Origin of the sequence: Funiculus sociatus GB2-C1 (assembly GCF_039962115.1) — a bacterium.
GTDB lineage: Bacteria > Cyanobacteriota > Cyanobacteriia > Cyanobacteriales > FACHB-T130 > Funiculus > Funiculus sociatus.
Genome location: NZ_JAMPKJ010000003.1, coordinates 70,942 through 91,289 on the forward strand (window position 1 = coordinate 70,942; position 20,348 = coordinate 91,289).

At 47.0% G+C, this 20,348-nt stretch carries 15 protein-coding genes and 1 tRNA gene; 6 read left to right on the forward strand and 10 right to left on the reverse strand.

Translation table 11 applies throughout. The annotated features are described in order from the left end of the window. Positions 1-602: 602 nt before the first annotated feature. Both NDI42_RS02575 and NDI42_RS02580 read left to right on the forward strand, forming a co-directional pair. Complete coding sequence (locus NDI42_RS02575) at positions 603-3,095, forward strand: peptidoglycan DD-metalloendopeptidase family protein (protein ID WP_190459759.1); 2,493 nt, start codon at positions 603-605, stop codon at positions 3,093-3,095. Positions 3,096-3,186: 91 nt separating this feature from the next. Further along, a tRNA-Met gene (locus tag NDI42_RS02580) sits at positions 3,187-3,258 on the forward strand. 29 nt (positions 3,259-3,287) lie between these two features. Here NDI42_RS02580 and NDI42_RS02585 read toward each other — a convergent pair. Beyond that, positions 3,288-5,342: an amylo-alpha-1,6-glucosidase gene (locus tag NDI42_RS02585; RefSeq protein ID WP_190459761.1), complete on the reverse strand. Its 2,055-nt coding sequence runs from the start codon at positions 5,340-5,342 to the stop codon at positions 3,288-3,290. A gap of 139 nt (positions 5,343-5,481) precedes the next feature. Between NDI42_RS02585 and NDI42_RS02590 the strand changes: the two genes are divergently transcribed. After that, on the forward strand, positions 5,482-6,087 hold the full coding sequence (locus NDI42_RS02590) for a peroxiredoxin (RefSeq protein ID WP_190459762.1): 606 nt from the start codon (positions 5,482-5,484) through the stop codon (positions 6,085-6,087). A 186-nt stretch (positions 6,088-6,273) separates the two neighbouring features. Here the strand turns inward: NDI42_RS02590 and NDI42_RS02595 are convergent, their stop codons facing one another. Further along, positions 6,274-7,980 carry a tetratricopeptide repeat protein gene (locus tag NDI42_RS02595; protein WP_190459764.1) on the reverse strand — a complete coding sequence of 569 codons (1,707 nt, stop codon included), beginning with the start codon at positions 7,978-7,980 and terminating at the stop codon, positions 6,274-6,276. Between the two features lie 4 nt (positions 7,981-7,984). Next, positions 7,985-9,367: an nSTAND1 domain-containing NTPase gene (locus NDI42_RS02600; RefSeq protein WP_190459767.1), complete on the reverse strand. Its 1,383-nt coding sequence runs from the start codon at positions 9,365-9,367 to the stop codon at positions 7,985-7,987. A gap of 223 nt (positions 9,368-9,590) precedes the next feature. On the opposite strand from NDI42_RS02600, the gene NDI42_RS02605 reads away from it, so the two are divergent. Next, a complete protein-coding gene (locus tag NDI42_RS02605) occupies positions 9,591-9,908 on the forward strand; it encodes a hypothetical protein (protein WP_190459768.1) in 318 nt (105 codons plus the stop codon). Between the two features lie 164 nt (positions 9,909-10,072). Beyond that, on the forward strand, positions 10,073-10,612 hold the full coding sequence (locus NDI42_RS02610; protein ID WP_190459770.1) for a peroxiredoxin family protein: 540 nt from the start codon (positions 10,073-10,075) through the stop codon (positions 10,610-10,612). A 148-nt stretch (positions 10,613-10,760) separates the two neighbouring features. Here NDI42_RS02610 and NDI42_RS02615 read toward each other — a convergent pair whose 3' ends face one another. From NDI42_RS02615 to NDI42_RS02645, 7 genes are all read right to left on the reverse strand, one after another. Next, positions 10,761-11,771, reverse strand: a complete 1,011-nt coding sequence (locus tag NDI42_RS02615; RefSeq protein ID WP_190459772.1) for a DnaJ C-terminal domain-containing protein — start codon at positions 11,769-11,771, stop codon at positions 10,761-10,763. Positions 11,772-11,856: 85 nt separating this feature from the next. Then, positions 11,857-12,417 carry an AAA family ATPase gene (locus NDI42_RS02620; RefSeq protein ID WP_242017848.1) on the reverse strand — a complete coding sequence of 187 codons (561 nt, stop codon included), beginning with the start codon at positions 12,415-12,417 and terminating at the stop codon, positions 11,857-11,859. Positions 12,418-12,598: 181 nt separating this feature from the next. Then, positions 12,599-13,888, reverse strand: a complete 1,290-nt coding sequence (locus NDI42_RS02625; RefSeq protein WP_190459775.1) for a glucose-1-phosphate adenylyltransferase — start codon at positions 13,886-13,888, stop codon at positions 12,599-12,601. A 262-nt stretch (positions 13,889-14,150) separates the two neighbouring features. Further along, complete coding sequence (ppk1, locus tag NDI42_RS02630) at positions 14,151-16,298, reverse strand: polyphosphate kinase 1 (RefSeq protein WP_190459777.1); 2,148 nt, start codon at positions 16,296-16,298, stop codon at positions 14,151-14,153. 190 nt (positions 16,299-16,488) lie between these two features. Continuing rightward, a complete protein-coding gene (locus tag NDI42_RS02635; protein ID WP_190443202.1) occupies positions 16,489-16,698 on the reverse strand; it encodes a hypothetical protein in 210 nt (69 codons plus the stop codon). Between the two features lie 142 nt (positions 16,699-16,840). Continuing rightward, the gene (locus NDI42_RS02640) at positions 16,841-17,446 is read right to left on the reverse strand and encodes a superoxide dismutase (RefSeq protein WP_190443200.1); all 606 of its coding nucleotides are present in this window, start codon (positions 17,444-17,446) and stop codon (positions 16,841-16,843) included. A 229-nt stretch (positions 17,447-17,675) separates the two neighbouring features. Beyond that, positions 17,676-18,170, reverse strand: a complete 495-nt coding sequence (locus NDI42_RS02645; protein ID WP_190459779.1) for a TIGR00725 family protein — start codon at positions 18,168-18,170, stop codon at positions 17,676-17,678. A 174-nt stretch (positions 18,171-18,344) separates the two neighbouring features. Here NDI42_RS02645 and NDI42_RS02650 point away from each other — a divergent pair, with 174 nt between their 5' ends. After that, positions 18,345-20,294, forward strand: coding sequence for a HEAT repeat domain-containing protein (locus tag NDI42_RS02650; RefSeq protein WP_190459782.1), 1,950 nt, complete (start codon positions 18,345-18,347; stop codon positions 20,292-20,294). Positions 20,295-20,348: the final 54 nt, after the last annotated feature.

Consider the following 20,348-nt stretch of genomic DNA (forward strand, 5'->3'; position numbering starts at 1 on the left):
GCTTTGATAAGAAATTTCTATTAGTAATAGGAGCTACGAAGGACAGATGATGATAGCTTTTATTCATGCAATAGCTGGGAGTGTACAGTTGCCCAAAACCCCGTGCCTCAACCTATAGAAAGATTTTTGGGGCTGCCGGGTCAGTGCAATCTACGCCATTAGTTAGAGCGATCTACCTAATTTCACGGTTGTTGTATTGGGCAAAATAAGCTTAAAGTTTCATCTGGTAATAAACCAACAGCAGGATGCCAAGAACTAAAGTGTTCTGCAAGTATTCCGGAGCAAAGCAAGTCTAGCAAGTATGTTCCAATATCATCGACGCCAGAGTAATGAACAGACCTATAGCTTGCCAGCTCTTGACAAAAGGCTCATGGTTGACGCAATGATTAAATCTTCAGCCGAAGAGGTCAAGCCTGAGCTGTTCATGACTGAATTATCTTCCCAGTCGTGTAAACTTGTCTAAATCAAAAAATCAGGGTAATCTTGCCTAAGTATCATTACTGGCAGTGATTTAGATCACTTTTCGATGTGATTTGTCCTATTGACTGGTAAAAAATCATTCAGGGACAGTTAAGCGCTCGTCATAAGTTAGGAGGTCGTGTTTGAAACGCCCATTCACGCACAAGATTAAATCGATTCCTTCCTCTTCCTGTGCATCTGACAAGGATGCGAACGCATTGCTGTCCGCAGGAACGCAACCGGACTCAGATGCAGGTTCTTTGAAGCCAACTTCTCAAGAGGTCAACCGCCGCGCTCGCACATCTGCCGCCATGATTGGATTGGCAATCTCGATGGGAGCCTCTAGCCTCTTGTTGCCGCAAAAAGGCGACGAAGCAATGGCAGCAGACCCGGTTGCCGTAGAGCCAAGTTCGACAAATGCTACCGTAGCCGCGGAAAGTGCTGCTGTTTCCACCTTTGGAGAAGCAGAAACTTCCTCAGTCGCACCAGAGCCTTCTTCAGTTGAGCGGGAAGCTCAAGCAGTTGCGCCAGCACCAAAGGTAGAACCGGAAGCTCAAGCAATTGCGCCAGCACCAAAGGTAGAGCCGGAAGCTCAAGCAGAATCGAAAAATGCCCCGCGCGTGATTGAACACAAAGTGCAGCAGGGGCAGACGATTTGGCAGTTGTCAAAAAACTACCAGGTAGAACCTGCTGCGATCGCCACTTCCAACGAGATAAAATCCAGCTCTGTCCTCCCAGCTGGAGAAGTGGTAAAAATTCCGTCAGTGAACGGCATCGTTCACGAAATAAAGCCAGGCGATACTGTAGAAAAGCTATCTGAGTCTTATGGGGTTCCTTCTTCCCAGGTGCAGCAATCAGCTGGGGTAGTCAATGCGGGAACGCTTCGGGTCGGTGAATCAGTTACGATTCCCGGCAATGTAAATGAGCTACTTAAAGCAAGACAAGATGCGGCAATGAACCGCTTGAAAGAGCAGCAAAGCCGCTTAAAGAGCAGTCTGTCCGAGTGGAAGTCTCAGGAGTTAAATAGTGAATCTGCTGGGCAGCCAGAAGTCACTGAACAAGCTCAAACAATTAATCCTCAATCCGCTGAAGTAGAAGTAGCGGATACCCAGGTGCCAAATTCGGTGGTAGCGCCGCTACCTTCCTTGAGTGTCCCGAATCGGGTGATTAACCACATCCCCGCCAGCCAAACACAAGCGGCGATAGAAACACCAACGTTACCACTGTCTAGGGTAAATGAAACCCAGAGTGAGCCAGTACCGAATTTAGCAATTAACCAACCCCTGGCAGTCCAACCCCTGCCAGTTCAGACTGCAATAGCAGCACCAACACCGATAGCTGTTGTTGAGGCAGATGGAACCCCAGCCAAGCTTTACCAGGTAAGGCCAGGAGATACGCTTGATGCGATCGCTCGCACTCACGGCATTTCTAGATCAGAACTGATCCGGGCAAATCAGTTAGACAACCCGAACGTGATTCGGGTCAATCAACCGCTGAAAATCCCGCAAGCCCAGAGTGTGACAGTGATTCCAGGTCTTACACCAGTACCTGGACAATCTGTAGAGACAAAAGACTTCGCCTCTGAGTCTGCTACAGCCAGTCTTTCTGTTCCCACTTTGCCTACCTCGGTGCCAGTCGTACCAACACAGATACGAGCGCAAGGTGAGGCTTACCAACCCGTCGTTAAACCAGTGCTAGTTGCTAGTAATCCCTTACCCAGCACCACACTGATTGCTGACAACGATGTGAGTCAGTCTTCTAGCGAACAAATCGAACAAGAGGACTCCGACTACAGCCCGCAGATTGAAAAACTCCGGGGGGAAATTGTCAAGCTACGCCAACAGTATCGCGCTCAGCAGAACGGTGGCGCAGGCAACTCAAAAGCTCCCGTAGCTAACATCGCGGTGCCGACTGCTCCTGTCACCGTAAAGGTTGCTCCTCCAGCCGCTAATCCGGTGAAGCCTTCTCAATACAACGCTCCGATCAATCCGGAGTATAGTCCCAATCGGTACAACGAAGCCGTACAAGCAGAAATGCAAAGACGGCAACAGCAGCGATCGCAGGCTCCAATCCAAATTAAGGTGCCTGCACCCGCCAATCCACGGACTACTAGAAGACAGCAGCCAGTGGTAGCAGCGGCACCATCAGGAGCAGACACCTATAATCCGACACTTCAAACCCCCTTCGGTCAGCAGGTTTCTCCCGAATTACCGCCCCTACCAGGGCCAAATCCCTACCTGCCAGAAAACCCACAATTCACTGGATACATCTGGCCTTCAAAGGGTGTCTTGACCTCCGGCTATGGTCGCCGCTGGGGACGGATGCACAAGGGGATTGACATCGCTGCTCCGGTTGGCACACCTATTTTTGCTGCCGCTCCTGGGGTCGTGGTTTATGCACGCTGGAACTCTGGTGGCTACGGAAACCTGGTTGACATTCAGCACCCTGATGGCAGCCTGACTCGCTATGCCCACAACAACCGCCTTCTGGTGCGAGAAGGGCAACAGGTTGATCAAGGTCAGCAAATTTCGGAAATGGGCAGCACCGGACACAGTACAGGCCCTCACCTCCACTTTGAGGTGCATTCCTCTGGACGGGGAGCTGTCAACCCGATGGCATTTCTACCTAAAAAGTAAAAATTACTTTTTACTTTTAAAGGAAAAAGGCAAAAGATTTTTTCTTTTGCCTTTTTTTTTATGCTATACTTGCAAAGGTGTAGAAAAGCACGGCTCAGTAGCTCAGTGGCAGAGCTAGGGACTCATAAGCCCTCGGTCGTTGGTTCAAATCCAACCTGAGCCATTACTAAAGACGGAAGGATAAAAGCTGAATTATTCTCCTTTCCTTTGTCTGCCTAAGTCTTGATAGTGGCGGATGAGTTCCGCAACTGACCAAGCTTGGGCGATCGCACCCTGAGCGGCATAAGGCGGATCGCCATCAAAAATTTCGGAAATAGAACCCAAACAAGCTTGTTGCTGAAAGTGTTCCAGCATGGGTTGGCAATCAAAGGGAACGGGTTCGGAATCGTAGAAACGGCTCCAAGCTCGGATAAAGGGGCCAATCAGCCAACTCCAAACTGTGCCTTGATGATAAGCGCGATCGCGATAGTGGGAATTGCCAGCATAAGTACCCACATATTCCGGATCGTCCCTTTCCAGGCTGCGAAGACCATAGGGTGTTAAAAGCCTACGCGAGGCTACTTTTAACACCGAACGTCCTTGAGCGGCAGGAAACCCGCAATGATAAAGGGAGAGAGCTAAAACCGCATTTGGGCGAATCTTGGGGTCAGGCACATCATCCGGCGCAATCCTATCGTAGAAGTATCCCCGGCCTGGATTCCAGAACTTTTGCAGCGATGCTTTCACCTGTTGCGCCTGTCGGGTATAGCGATCGCGCTGATTACTCAGCCACCTGCTATTAGCACCCGGTTCGCTTAAGAGCTGTTGCGCCCAACGGCTAGCCCAGCACAAAGCAGAGTACCACAGAGCATTTATTTCTACAGGTTTGCCACAACGAGGCGTTACCGGCTGACCATCAATCACCGCATCCATCCACGTAAGCGCCACGCCCGGAAAATCCCAAGTCACTAGCCCATCCGCCGCATCAATGCGGATATTGTAATCGGTGCCAGCCATAAAACCTTTGTAAATCTGCCGCACCACGGGATACTGTTGCGCTAAGAATTCCCAATCCTGCGTTGCTTCCAGGTAAAGTCCTAGCGTTTCAATCCACCAAAGCGCAGCATCAATGCTGTTGTAAAATGGCTGCGCCCCAGCATCCGGAAACGCATTCGGAATCAAACCATTGCGACAAGAGCGCCCAAAAGTTTCTAGCAGTCCCTTCGCCACAGCGTAGCGCCCAGTTGCTAAAGCTAATCCGGGTAGAGCAATCAGCGTGTCGCGTCCCCAGTCATTAAACCAGTGGTAGCCAGCAATCACCGTAGGGCCAGCAATAGATGCACGGTAAACGATAAACTGGTCGCCGGCTCGTAAAAGTTGCTGAAAAATTGGAGATTGTCTGTTGTCGGTTGGGGTTGGCAGGTTGGAAGATTCTAACAACGTTTCAACTTGACAACTTGGCCACTGATACAATCGTTGTTCCTGTGTCTGCACCGCTTGCTGAAAGTCTAGCGGACTGAGGTCTGCTTGGTCGGGGTGGGGCAATCCGACTTTTGCTTCTAGGGCGATCGCGTCTCCCGGTTGCAGCGTCACCGTCAAGTATCCGGGGCTATAGAGGTCTTCCGTGTCGGCTAAACCGCGCTGCTTCTCCTCTGGATAGTAATAATGCCAGTACCAAACCCCTTCCTGTTTATAGTTTCCCGCACTCCAGCGCAGATGCCAGGGTGTGCCAGTCCAATCTGGACGCATGGCTTGCAAGCAGATTTGCTGTTGCGCCACCAATTGGGAAAAGTGTAATTCGGATGCGGCTGATTGCTGGTGGTGAAAGTTGCGATCGCCTATTACAGGTCGCAGCCTCAGCGTCGCCGCAGTATTGCCTTCATAGCGATACTGAATCAAAATCCGGTTGCCAGATTCTTCCTCCTTTATCCTTCCGTAGGGCATCACCAGCTGCCTGACTAGCTGCCAGTTGCTTTCACTCCAAACCCAGGTGGGAACTGGCTCAATATCAAAAGAACGCAGCAACTGATACCCCAAAGGGTCAACTTTGCCATTCGTCCAGAAATTTGTTGAAAGTGCAAAAATCTGCCCTGCTACTTCCAAACTGGCATCCAGGTGAGATAGTAATAAAGTCCTCTGACTCGGCGGATCGAGGGCAGCAATCAACCAACCGTGATAAGTTCGAGTCCGGGCATCACAGACCGTACCGCTGGCAAAACTCCCTAACCCGTTGGTAAGCAGCCACTCTCGCGTATCCAAATTATCCATTCCTACTCAAACTCGTTATGAGTATGATATATTCGTAACAGATCGTAAATAAACAATCGTTGCGTCCAGGGTAGACCCAAACTAGATTACCCCTGAACCAGCTCATTTAGTAGCAAAATAATTTAAGGAGAATCGATTCATGACTCACCACGCAGAAGGGTGCCTTCGGGTTGGACAAGCTGCCCCTGACTTTACTGCAACCGCTGTGGCAGATCAAGAATTTAAGACGATTAAACTGTCTGACTATCGTGGCAAATATGTAGTCTTATTCTTCTATCCCTTAGACTTTACATTTGTTTGCCCCACGGAGATCATTGCTTTTAGCGATCGCTATGAAGAATTCAAAAACCTCAACACTGAAGTCCTCGGCGTATCCGTTGACAGTGAATTCTCCCACCTAGCCTGGATACAAAGCGAGCGCAAACAAGGCGGCGTGGGCGACCTGAACTATCCTCTGGTTTCTGACATCAAGAAAACCATCAGCGCTGCTTACAACGTCCTCGATCCTGAAGCTGGAGTAGCACTGCGCGGCTTATTCATCATTGACAAAGAAGGAATTATCCAACACGCGACTATCAATAACCTCGCAGTTGGTCGCAACGTCGATGAAACCCTCCGTACCCTCAAGGCGTTCCAGTACGTGCAGTCACACCCCGATGAAGTGTGTCCCGCTGGTTGGCAAGAAGGCGACAAGACGATGGTTCCTGACCCCGTTAAGTCCAAGACTTACTTTGCCGCTGTTTAATTTCCAGATAGCGAGTCAATTTCAAGACTAATTGAGTCTTGAATTAATTAAAAAACCCCAGCACGCTTTATCTAAGCTGTGCTGGGGTTTTACTTAATTACTCTAACTGTTGTGACGTTGCTTTCACGATGGCTAGGTGTTGTTGATTGTACGCGATCGCGTCTTGATCTGGATTTAGGAGTGCGATCACTTATCCAAATAAGTTGTCTTACGTCCCATCCCACGCGCCTTTTGCCAGAGTAGAGTTGCCAAAATAATGATGATATAGAGCGGAACACCGAAAACAATTACAAACAAAAATATAGTTATAAAAATGATACAAAGGGCAACACCCAAAATAGTTAATGGTACACCTAAAGGATGTTTAATAATTAGTTGCTGATAACACTCAATCGCCTTAGCATAGTCTCCTCTCGAAGCGTTAGCCAATCCCAGACGTACCAGTGCAACTATCTCTAATTCGCGGTTTTGTATTTCCCGCACCATTGGCAATATCTGCTGATAGGACTCAATAACTTTGGCATGGTCTTTTAGTTGCGCGTAAGCACTTCCCAGACGTGCCAGTGCAACTATCTCCAATTCGCGGTTTCCGATTTCCCGCGCCATTGGCAACATCAGCTGATAGGACTCAATAACTTTGGCATGGTCTTTTTGTATCACGTAGGCAGCTCCCAATGCAGCCAATGCAGCCGTTTCTCCTTCGCGGGTTTCAATTTGCCGTGCAATGGGCAGAATCCGCTGAAAGGACTCAATCGCTTTGGTATAGTCCTTTAGTTCCGCGTAAGCCCTACCCAGTCCTACGAATGCGCCCATTTCCCCTTTAAGGTCTTTAATTTGCCGCGCAATTTGAAAACTCTGTTGATGGTACTCAACCGCTCTGCCATAGTCTCCTTGGGCATGGTAAACCTTTCCTAAATTTCCTAATGCCTGCCCTTCCCCCAGCCGATCTTGAAGTTCCTGTGCCATAGCTAAACGCTGGTGCTGGAACTCAATCGCATTGGCATGATTGCCTAAGCGACGATAAATCATTCCCAAATTTCCTATAGTTTGCTCCTCGCCCAGACGGTACTGGATTTCCTGCATGATTTTTAGGGCTTCCTGCTGGTATTCCATCGCCAAGGCATAGTCTCCCAAGCGACGGTAAGCAAGTCCCAAATTTCCTATAGTTGCTCCCTCTAGGCGATGGTCTTGAAGTTCCCGCGCAATAACCAAACTCTGCTTGTGGTATTCAATTGCCTCGGCACACTTTCCCTGAGCAAGGTAAACACTTCCTAAATTTCCTAGCGCTGTCCCCTCTAGGCGACAGTCTTGAAGTTCCCGTGCAATGACCAAACTCTGCTGATAGCAGCTCATCGCCTTAGCATACTCGTGCAGAAACAAGTATGCGTTCCCAAGATTTCCCAAAGCTATTCCCTCTCCTCGGCGTTCTTGGACTTCCTGCCAGATTGCTAAATGCTGCTGATGGTGTTCAATCGCTTTATCATACTTTGCCAAAGCATGATATGAATTGCCCAAACTATTCAAAAAAATAGCATTAAATATTGGGCTTAATTTGCCTAAAATTCTGATATAAAGTTCAATTTGCTGATGATAGTAGCCCCAAGTACCTAGTTGCTCATGTAATCCTTCATTAGTAGGAGTATTCAGTTGAATAAAAATGATTTTACCTGCTTGTTCCCAAGCTTCGACTTCGCAGAGATGGTGGAAGGCTTCCAGGTAGCCGCGCACTTTCTCTATATTGGTTGTATCTGGCTTGGGTTTGTACTTCGTTAGCCAGTTAATGACGGCTCTGTAATGGGTGCGCTTCCAATGCGGCTGAATAAACTTAATGGCTACTGAATCGATACCAAGCTCTGCCAAAACCGATTCGCCAGACGGTAAAATATCACTCATTTTCTTAATCGAGTTGTTTTAGGTGTTCAAGAGCGACACTACGGATTAGATTATGCTGTCTTAGCAGGAATTGATCTCTTTCAACAAGTTCCTCAACTAAATAACGACTTTTTAGCACCTCCAGCGCCGCCTCTTGCTGGTCTTCATCACAATCCCAATCTTCCAAGTGACTCAGCCAAAACTCTTCCGGTACTGCACAGCGATATACAGAAGCTTCGCAAAGCAATCGATAGGCATTAAGGACATCTCTTTTCAAGCGTCCAAAAGTTTTTTCCAGCCGAACTCGCACATTTTTTCTCAATTCACAAGTATATCGATCTAGCTGCCACTGGTCATCTGCTGATGCTGTTATTCCTTTCGTTTTTGCTTCCTCAATTGCCTTCTCGACTTCTTCAATTTCATGCCCATTTCTATTCCAGTAAGCCGCCACATTGCCATAAAAAGGGTGACTGCAAATTTCTCCAGAAATCACACGCAATGCCAAGGGATGCCCGTCATAAGCACTACCAATTCTTTGTAAATACGGTGTGTATGGTGAATCTGCGCCAGCCTCTAGCCCAATTTTATCGAACAACTTTAACCGCTCTGGTTCTGTAAGTCCACTTAAGACGCTGCAATGCCAAAAGTTTTTGTAACGTGCTGGTATCTGATCTGGCAAATCTTGTGAAGTTAGGATGATTCGACTTTGGCAAGATTCGGCTGCTAATAAACTTTCAAAGAACTTTGCCCACTCTTTATCCTTAAAATCATTCCAACCTTCTTCTTCATTCCCTTCCAAAATCATTTCTAGCGAATCTATCAGCACCAGATACTGATTCTCTCGCAAGCGTTTAACTAACAAATTCAGCAAGTAATTTGTATCTTGGCGGCCTTCTGGTGTAATGGTTTCTCCCCAATTTTCCAGCCATCGAGTTGCAACGTTGGCAAATGAAGGTTGCTGCTCGTTTTCAAAGTTTTCTTGATGAAACTTATCCCAGCTTGGCTGCAACTCCACTACTAATCGTTCAGCCAAAGCTGTTTTACCAATCCCGGTGATGCCAAGAAAGATTAATAAGCGACACGAACCTTGAACTTTTTCTTTAAGTTCGGTAACTAGCTGCTCTCGACCAACCCAGACATCATCATAAGCAAAAAACTCTGCTCTCGAATTTGTCTTGGTTAGTGGGCTGTTATCAACAATCTCTTCCCACTTTTGCCCTACAGCCTCACAAATGTTGATAAATGTATCCCGTTCAATTGCTAGCCTCCGCCAAAACCGCTTCAGAGTTGCTTCTGTAGTATTGGCTAATCCCCACCAGGCATCTTCTTTTTTGTTCCATCCTTTTTTCTTTCTAGCTTGATCGACAATTTCTAGCCCCATCTGGGATGCTCTGATAGTAGCTGCCATGCTTATCCTTTAATCTCTATCAACACATATTTAACTTTTATAACTTCTCCTGACTTCTAACTTGGCTCAATTTTGGCTCAGTTTTGAAATCTGAGCCAAAGTTGCTACCAAACCAGAGCCATTAAACTTATGCAGTTCAAGGACTATAGAGGTATCGCCTTCTAAGAAGCAACGATAAGCAATAGCCTCTTGCCAGTTAAAACAAACGCTCAGGAGTAAGACAATGCAAGCTCAAAATTCCGTACAGATGGAACTGCCATTAAACCTGGAGAAAATCGACCCGCTTAAGCAAATGGAAAAAGCAATTCAAGATATGCTAGACCTAATCTGGAAAGGTGTAATTTTGCATATTTCGGTAAGGGCTACGAAAGCGCTGATGAGTCAGCATGGGAAACTGATTGCTTTCAGTAATGAAGAAGCTTGCGTTAAAGTGCGATCGCTACCTATTTTAAACCTGGCAATACAAAAGTTACCCGATGTAGAAGCAGCTTTCTTGAAAGCTTTTGGTTACAGCATCAAAGTTAATTTAGTAGTTGGGTAACACTCTTAACTGAAATTACTCAGCTTAAGCTACACTCGCATCCCCTAGAGTAGGAGATGCGATTTTTGCTGGGGATGAAAGCGCGATCGCATCTTCCTCAAACCCGTTCACAAAGAAGTAAAGCAATATTAAAATTACAACAATAAGAGCAAAATGGTATTAAAATGCTGACTTCTACCGCCTTTAGCGGACTGCTGAATCAACGCTTTTTCCAGAATTTCTTTCCGATTCCAGCAACAAATAGTCTGAATCTGGGAGAAACTACGCCCAACTTTGAATTACCGGACATCACCAACGGCGGGAAAGTTAAGTTATCCGATTACAGGGAACAACCTGTTATCGTGGCACTTACCCGCATCTTCACCGAAAAGCAATATTGCCCGTTCTGCTTCCCGCACATCAAAGCGCTGAATGAAAATTACGAGCAGTTCACCAGTCGGGGGGTAGCAGTGTTGATGATTACCAGTACCGATGAGCAACAGAGCAAAATTGTTGTTAAAGACTTGGGTCTAAAGATGCCGTTGCTGAGTGACCCCAGTTGTCGGACATTCCGGGCTTACTGTACGGGTCAAGCTTTGGGTGCGCCTTTGCCTGGACAGTTTGTTATTGATAAAAAAGGAATTTTGCGCTACAGGCATTTGTTCTCCTTCCTCGACCATAATGCCTCTGTAGAGACGCTGTTAGATGCAGTCAGCCGATTGTAGATTCAGGTAAACCTCTCCCCAACCCCTCTCCACCTCTCCCTAACCCTCTCCTAAGAGGAGAGGGAAAAGGAAGATTTTTTTACGGGAGAGGGACTTCCAGTTTGCGCCCCTTCCCTTCAAGGGAAGGGGCTGGGGGTTAGGCCTGCGCCTACAGCTTCACCTGTGACAAACTGCTGCGGGGGTTGAAGGTGCGACTGGCGCGGATTTTTTCATAGTATTCGCGTTCAGTTGGGGTAATGTCTCTCGGCGTTACCAGCTGAATTTTCACTAACTGGTCGCCGCGATCGCCTTTAGGGTTGCGCCAACCTTTGCCGCGCAGTCGCAGAGATTGACCGGAACGGACTCCAGGGGGAACGTTGACGTTAACGGTGCCATCTGGTGTCGGAACCTCTATCTGCGCCCCCAAGACGGCTTCATCGGGCGTTACAGGCACTTCGCAGACTAGATTATCGCCCTCAAATTGGAAGAAAGAGTGCGGCAGAAGTTCTACTATTAAATACAAGTCGCCCCGCTGTTGGGTGTAGGCACTGACAGAACCTTTGCCTTTGACGCGAATGCGGCTGCCGTTTTTAGCGCCGGGAGGAATTCGCACTTCAATAGTTTCATTTCCTAAAGACAGACGCTTCTGAACGCCGTGAAATGCTTCGGATAAACCCAGTTTGATGCTGGCTTCTCTATCGGCGCTTACTCCAGAAGGCTGTTCGGCAAAACCGCCAAAGTCTGTATATCCAGTTCCAGTGGATGTGCGATAGCTTGTCCGCCGTCCGGTGCTGCGTCCACCAGTTCTCGCACTAGCACCGCCTAAACCGCCGAGAAGATCGTTGACGAATTCATCAAAATTCGCGTACTGGCTAAAGTCAAAGCCTTCAAAGTCAACGTTAGTTCCAGCGCCACCGCCGCCGCTGAATGGCGATCCTTCTCCGACTTGTCTCCAGTATTGCCCAAATTGGTCGTATTTTTGGCGTTTTTCTGGGTCAGATAACACTTCGTAGGCTTCGCTGACTTCTTTGAAGCGTGCTTCAGCCTCTTTGTTACCTGGGTTCATGTCGGGGTGGTATTTTCGTGCCAGTCGGCGGTAGGCTTTTTTTATTTCGTCTGAACTGGCGGTTTTGTTTACTCCCAGGATGGCGTAATAGTCTTTGAAGTCGGTTGCAGCCATCAGCCTATCTCCTCTGCTTTAATATTTAGTTTAAGTTTTTTTATTTAGATCCCTCAGAGCTAGGCTATCAAAGGAGTCAATGGGTTTAAGTTCGGTTCTTTCTCATGGATGCGATCGCAATTTCCGTACTTGTCACAGAGTACCGGATCAGACGATCCAGTCCATCATTCAGGGCTGGTGGTGCGTCTTTTAGTTGTTGGTGCATACTCAGTATGACTTCTTCTGGAACTTGACGCTCGCGCCTTCTATTCCTCTCTAGACACTCCTCTAGTGGCGTATCCAACCATATTCCTGTGATGCGGGTAAAACCAATGTTACGGGAAATAGCGATCGCTTCCCGACGATGTTTCCTAGCCGTATTTGTAGCATCGTAAATCGCCTGATGTCTCTCCCGAAGCGTTTGGGTTAATTGCCGCTGTAGCTCATGCCATATTAACAGCCACTCTCCCTGTACGGCTTCATCTCCAAAGAGTTGCTCTCGAATCCCATCTGTGGAAATCAGTCGCCGCTGTTCACATTCTGTAACCAGTTGTTTTGCTAAAGACGATTTGCCACTACCGGGAAGTCCAATAAGTAAAAAAAGTGCTGAATATTTAGGAGTTAAGAGTGAAGAATGAGGAGTTATGGGAGCATCAGAATTTGACAAATTAATTGCCCTCAGACTAGAATCGATGCTCCACAAACAAAGCCTGCCGGGAGCAGGGTATATATAAATCTGCGAAGGTGGACTTTGTTTGTGTAGCATCGATTAGCAACATCGCCTGGTATTTTTGCTCTCATTGAGATGCACCCGGAGCTATTAATTCAAAACTCATAACTCCTAATACCTAAATCACCGTTCCATCGGCAATCACGGCATTTTTCAGCACTACAACAATACCGCTGCGGATGTAGAAACCTTCGTTTTCGCGGTTGGATTCTTCCACGCGGTCTTTATTGATAATTTGGACATTGCAACCAATTTGAGCGTTTTTGTCAATAATGGCGCGGCGAATTGTTGTTCCTGCACCGATACCCACGGGAACCTTGCCGTCTTGATAGTTAGAGTGTCGTTCAGCGAAGGGTTGATAGTAGTCTGCACCCATTACCAGAGTGTCTTCGATTAGACAACCGGATTCTATACGCGATCGCACTCCCAATACCGAATGCTCGATCCGGCATTCTTTCAGGATGCAGCCTTCCCCAATAATCGATTCTGTTATCTGGCAATCTAGCAGCTTACTGGGGGGCAAATAACGAGCGCGAGTATAAATCGGGGCGTTTTCATCATAAAAGCTGAAAGGAGGCTGTGGTTGCCGGGTCAGAGTCAAATTAGCGTCATAAAACGCCTCTATGGTTCCAATATCTTCCCAGTAATCATCAAACAAGTAAGCTTGAACGTTGAAATCGTTCGCCGAAGCTGGGATGATTTCCTTACCAAAATCGGTTCTATCGAGGTTAGTTTGCAGTAGCTGCATCAACACCTCTTTTTTAAAGACATAAATCCCCATTGAGGCAATAAAGGGATTTTTCTTTGCTTGTTCTGGATCTAAACCCAGGGTAGTCGTATCGACTTCCATACTCCGCAACGCATCGCCTTTCGGCTTTTCGCTGAAGTCAACCACCCGCCCGGTGTCATCAATTTTCATCAAGCCAAAATCTGATGCCCGACGCTCATCCATCGGCACAACGGAGAGGGTAATATCAGCATTGGTATCGCGGTGGCGTTGCACGAACTCGCGATAGTCCATCCGGTAGAGATGATCTCCCGACAAAATCAGGTATTCATCAACGTCCCACTCGTCCAACAGCCAGAGATACTGGCGGACAGCATCGGCGGTGCCTTGGAACCAGTTGGGGTTTTCCGGAGTTTGCTGGGCGGCTAGCACCTCAACAAATCCCTCTGTGAACCCAGAAAAACTATAGGCGCGGGTGATATGCCGATTGAGTGAAGCTGAGTTGAATTGAGTTAGGACGTAAATTTTGAAAATTTCTGAATTTATGCAATTACTGACCGGGATATCGATCAAGCGATATTTTCCTGCCAGCGGTACCGCTGGTTTAGCCCGCATCTTAGTTAACGGGTAAAGACGGGTGCCTGCGCCGCCACCGAGAATAATAGCTAATACTTTTTTCACGCTTTAAGCCTCCCGACTGCCAATGAACTTCCAAGACCAGTGTCGGACTGTGTGGGGAAGTTTGCAAGGGGGGGGACTGGGGATTGGGGATTGGGGATTGGGGATTGGGGACTGGGAGAGTTATGAGTTATGAATTAGTTACTCTTGGTCTGATAACTTTTTCCTATACCCAATACTTCGTCCCTAGTCCCCAGTCACTTAACTTTTCCCTATACCCATTCCCTATTCCCTAGCCCCCATTCCCCATTCCCCATTCCCCAATCTAAATTTGCAGTGCCATTTCCATTAAAATTTTCTGGGCGCTTTGCTCTTTTTCCTTGCCGTCGGGGTGGCGTTGGACGTATTTGCCATCAGGTTGTAAATCCCAGGCTTGACGGTTGTCTGCCAGCATGATGCCGAGTATTTCTTGCAGGTCGTTGGAGATGTCTGGATCTTCTATGGGAGCGATCGCTTCCACTCGTCGATCTAGGTTGCGGGACATCCAGTCAGCGCTGCCAATATACACTTCTGGTTTACCGTGATTGTGAAAGTAATAAATCCGGGAATGTTCTAAAAAGCGCCCAACAACGCTAACCACCCGGATGTTTTCACTCACCCCTTCCAGGCCGGGACGCAGACAGCAAATTCCCCGCACAATCAGATCGATTTGCACTCCAGCGATGCTTGCTTGGTACAGGGTGGCAATAATTTGGGGGTCTGTGAGGGAGTTCATTTTGGCGACAATGCGACCGCTTTTCCCATCCCTACAGTGTTCCATCTCGCGGCGGATCAAGGCGACAAAGCGATCGCGACAGTTCACTGGTGACACCAACAGCTTCCGATAAGAACGCTGTCGCGAGTAACCAGTCAAGTAATTAAACAAATCTGTCAAATCCGCCCCCAAGTCTTCGCGGCAGCTTAAAAGCCCCAAATCTGTGTAAATTCGCGCCGTTTTAGCGTTATAATTCCCCGTACCAATATGGACGTAGCGGTGAATCCGGTCTTCCTCTCGACGCACTACCAGAACTACTTTCGTGTGAGTCTTCAAACCCACCAAACCATAGACTACATGGACTCCAGCTTGTTCTAACTTCCGCGCCCAGTTGATATTATTCTCTTCATCAAAACGGGCTTTCAGTTCCACCAATACCGATACTTGTTTTCCCTTTTCCGCTGCTGTAATCAGCGCCTGAAGAATCGGCGAGTCGCCAGTAGTGCGATACAGCGTCATTTTAATTGCCAACACGTTCGGATCGTGTGCCGCCTGGGTAATGAATCGCTGCACCGTCCCTCCAAACGAGTAGTAAGGATGGTGAACCATCAAATCTGCACTACGGATTATCGAAAAAAAATCTTCTTTATCATCCCCACCCTCTTCATTGAGTCGTCGCAGGCGTGGCGGTACAACTGGAGCCCACGCAGGATCTTTGAGTTCTGGGATTGGCAATGCCATAAACGACATCAAATCTGCCTGTCCCAGCACTCCTTCCACCTCGTAGACATCTTTTTCCGAAATTCCCATTTCCCGAATCAGCATTCCTCGAACTGCTTCAGGCATGGAAGCTAAAATTTCCATCCGCACGACTTCACCCGCAACCCGGCGTTTCCGGAGTTCCTGTTCAATCGCCAGCAGCAGGTCATCGGCTTCGTCTTCTTCCACGTCAATATCTGCATTGCGGGTGATGCGGAATGGGTGATATTCCTGAATATTCATCCCCGGAAACAGAGATTCTAAATTATGGGCGATTACTTGTTCTAAGGGTACGCCAGTCCAAATGTGTCGCTGATTTTCGATTATAGATGACCGACTGCCAACTCCTGCTTCTTTTGGTAAGGGTACAAACCGGGGTAAAGTTTTCGGGACTTTGACTCTGGCAAACAATTCTTCGCCAGTGTCTGGGTCTTTGACCACTACGGCGAGATTGAGGCTAAGGTTGGAAATATAGGGGAAGGGATGGCTGGGGTCAACAGCTAGCGGAGTCAGAACTGGGAAGATTTGCTCCTCAAAATACTTTTGCAGGTAAATTCGCTGTTCCTGGTTCAAATCCACGTAGTCTAAAAGATGAATGCCCTCTGCCGCCATCAGGGGCCGCAATACTTGTTCAAAGTGTTGATGCTGTAGTGCTACTGGCGGGCGGGTCTTAATGCTAATCAGTTCTAACTGTTCAGTTGGTGTCCGGCCATCGGGGGGCAGTTTGCTTACTTTCGCTTCTTCCTGTTGCTTCAGCGCCGCGACGCGCACCATAAAGTATTCATCCAGGTTAGAACAGAAAATGGCTATAAATTTTAGGCGTTCTAATAGGGGTGTTCGAGGGTCGATGGCTTCATTCAACACCCGGTTGTTAAACTCTAACCAGCTGAGTTCCCGGCTGAAATAATATTGTGGATCGTTGAGATTAATTTCTTGTGTAGTTTTTTTTGATTTCGGCATAATCTTAAGGGACACAAAGGGATGACTATTCCATCAATGATGGATTTATACTATCTTGAGATATAAGAGCCAGAAACTATCTGACGGTAGGTGAAAGCCGTGTGGAGATAAAAGGAGCGATCGCTACACCTTTGTTTCACCTGTCGCCAAGCCTATTCCCATCGGACGATAGCCAGCCGATAAGCTTTTTTCAACCAAATACCTCATCTTCCCTTCCCCGCCACCACTCACCCAGATTCATCAAATCTTGATAAATATCTGCTAATTCTTTGGCATATTCCTCTGGCGAAATCGTCGGGCGACGTTCTTGGAGTTTCTTTAAGCGCAATTGCACTAATAGCCAAGGCTTGGAGATGCTATCTGTTGCTTCGAGGTATTGCGCTAGCTCTTTACTATCCATGATTTAGCTGGTGGGAGTTTTATCTTCTTTAAAGATAGAGACAACCAAAGTTTACAGATAATTATAAAAAAACAGCCACTACTAAAAGTGTGACTGTTTTCAAGACGATTAAATTTGACCTAGTTTAAACATCAGCAGTTATTCAAGCAGCAGCCGATAAATTTTGGGCAACAAAGTCCCAGTTGATCAAGTGGTCAACAAAGTTCTGCATGAAGTTTGGACGGCTATTCTGGTAATCCAGATAGTAGGCGTGTTCCCAAACATCCATCGTCAGTAAGGGAGTTTGTCCGTAGGCAATCGGGTTTTCCGCGTTCGGAGATTTGGCTACTTTCAGGGTGTCGCCATCCTTGATCAGCCAAGCCCAGCCGCTACCGAATTGGGTGCCTCCGGCAGTTTTGAACTCTTCTTTGAATTTATCGAGGCTACCGAAGCTGGCGTTAATCTTTTCCGCTAGTTCGCCACTAGGATTGCCGCCTCCATTTGGCTTGATGCCATTCCAATAGAAGGTATGATTCCACACCTGAGCAGCGTTGTTGAATATAGCAGCTTTGTCTGAAGCTTTGTAGGTTGCCTTGATGATTTCTTCAAGCGACTTGTCGGCTAGTTCCGTGTCCTTAACCAGGTTGTTGAGAGTGTTCACGTAAGCAGCGTGATGCTTGCCGTAATGGAACTCAAGTGTCCGCGCCGACATACCAGACGACTCTAAAGCGTCTTGATCGTAAGGTAAAGGGGGTAATTCAAATGCCATTGTGTTCAATCCTCTGCTAACTGCTTTCTAGCTTAAAACCAATGGAGAAGGTTTTTTCTTCTTAAAGCTAATAAGTCTCGCCAGATCCAGGTTGCGATCGCTGACGATATAAAACTTAACCACTGGATTGTACCTTAAAAGTCAAGAGACAGCCAAAATCAACGCTTTATGCCAGTTTAGATGCCGTTGTCCACTAATTTCTGCCGCTTGCATCTATCCAAAGAGATAATTAATAGTGGCTCAAAACTTCTTTAACAATTTCGATTGCCCCTGCTGGAGTATTGGCAATCAAAATAGAGTCTTCAGACAAGCTTTGGAAAAAAACTTTACTTTCTGGATGATTCGTTAACAAAATCACTTTTTTATGGTTTTTCAAAGCCAGGGCAATTTCTGAAGCGGTTCCCGCACCCATGCCACAGGCAATCACAACATCAGAAGAAAGGACATTAATATTATTTCTCGCATTTCCCATATCGGTAACAATCGCAATATCTACGGCATCAGAAACAGCACTGGTATCGTTAGTGGGAAGAATGCCGATTGTTAAACCATTGGCAGCTTTTGCACCTTTACTTGCCGTATCCATCACACCAGCATTTCTGCCGCCAGTTAGCAAAACCCATCCTTCTTTGGCGATGAATTGACCTAGTTCATAAGCGTTTTCTAAGTCGGTTTCTGTAGCGTTGGCTCCTGGTCCCATGACGCCAATGATAGTTTTCTTCATACAGATTAGCTTTTCGCTATTAGCTTTAATGTTGTCGGTAAGAGGCAGTGTCCAACCCGCAAAGTGAAAATCTAAGTTACTATTGCAACTAGGCTATATCAAACAAACTTCATAACAAAGTGATGTAGCAGCACTGAAATTCTTTCGTCCCACATCTTTGGTGGGTAGGAGGCAATGCATGATTGGCACTATTTCTTTCACCACTCTCACAATCTAGAAGAAGGCACTTACCGCATCTTTGAGCCGCAGTGGAAAGCAGAGATTCTGCACTGGTTTGGTCGAGAGGATGTGGCAAAGGAGCAAAAAGAAGAGTTTATCAAGGCTCTGGTAGATTTTGACGATAGATGCGGAGATTTTTATCGGTATCGCGCATATTTCCTAGCAGCAGATGCGATCGCTCACTTCAAGGAGTGTAGCTTGGGTGATGCGATTGTCGGACAGTTGCTCAAATGGAGCTATGTCTATTTCAACCAGGACAAACAAGACTGGAAAAAATTTCCCGATCGGCTGGCTGAAGCAGCAAGAAAAACACTGGAAACGACGGACAGAGAACGGGTAATTGCTGCCTTTGTCCAGCTATTGCATACCACTGAGAGTCGGCTTACTCTCCGACACGCGGCTGTTCGATTGGGGAGACTCGATCCGGGGAATAAAACTGCGATCGCTGCCTTAAGGCTGCTGATTCAGGTGACACACAATGAATCGATGCTGTTGAAGGTCATTCTTAACCTGAGCGAAATCGATCCAGGCAATCCCATCTTAATCCCGGCTCTAGTTAAACTGACTCAGACTACTCCAGCCCAAGTGCAGATACTTCGAGATGCGGCTGAGGGAATAGGGGAAGTTGGTGCAGGTAATGAAATGGCGATCGCTGCCTTGATCCAGCTGATGCAGATCGCAGAAGATCGGTTTATTCCTAAAGAACAGCGTCGCCATTATGATGAAGTCATTCATGTGTATGCAGCGAGGAATTTAGGGAAAATAGGCGCAGGCAATGAAACCGCGATCGCTGCTTTGATCCAGCTGATGCAGAAAACGCAGTTTTGTCCAGACAGTATTTCCTCAAGTCAATTTTACATCTATTGGGAAGTGGTTGAGGCTTTGGGAAAAATTGCCATTGGTAATCAAACTGCCATTGCTACTCTATCCCAGATACTAGAAACTACTCAGGATGTAGCGATCCGTTGTAGTGCTGCCGCCAATTTATTGAAGATCGATCCAGGTAATGCAGATGCGATCGCTACTCTATCCCAGATACTAGAAACTACTGAGAATGAAACTATTCGTTCGAGAGCAGCTGACAGTCTAGTACGAACTGGCGATCGCCATCAACTCGCTCTCGATGCTCTATTTGAATTAGTTCAAACCTCTCCAAAGGATTACCCTCCTCTGCGAGCAGTCGATAGCTTGGAAAGCATTGACCCCAGTCATCAACTCGCGATTAATGCCTTGGTTCATCTAATTCAAAATCAGCCTAATTCTTGGCTTTGGAAAGCTATTGATTGCTTAGGACGAATTGGTGGAGGAAATGAAGATGTGATCGCTGCCTTAATTCATTTAATCCAGACTACTCAGGATGAATCTAATATCAGGACTGCGGCTGAAAGCTTAGGGCGAATTGACCCAGGTAATAAAATAGCGAGCGCTGCCTTAATTCATTTAATCCAGACTACTCAGGATGAATCTGATATCTGGGCTGCGGCTGAAAGCTTAGGGCGAATTGATCCAGGTAATAAAATAGCGATCGCTACCTTACTTAAACTCGTTCAAACTTCTGAGGAAGCTTATTGGCGTAGGCAAGCAGCTTGTAGTTTAGGGGAAATTCATGCAAGCGATGAAACGGCAGTTGCGACCCTCATCCAGTTCATTCAAACGGTTCAGGATGAGAATGAAGATGAATACTTCCTCCCGCGTCTAGCTGACAGCCTCCGGCGTCTAGCTGACAGCTTCAAGAGAATTTCCCAAACCAGCCAATTAATGCAAGTTGTTACAGCCTTAAAGGATTATCTAGACGAACAGGTTTTAAAAAACTGTTTTTATCGCTTTGAAGCTTGCGATCGCATCATTTGGCATTGTAGCCAAAATCTGACTTATCCAGATTTCTACAAAGCTTGGCACAATTAACCCAAACTTGCCCGATCGCGCTCACCCAATTTATAACTCAGGGCGACCCTTGTG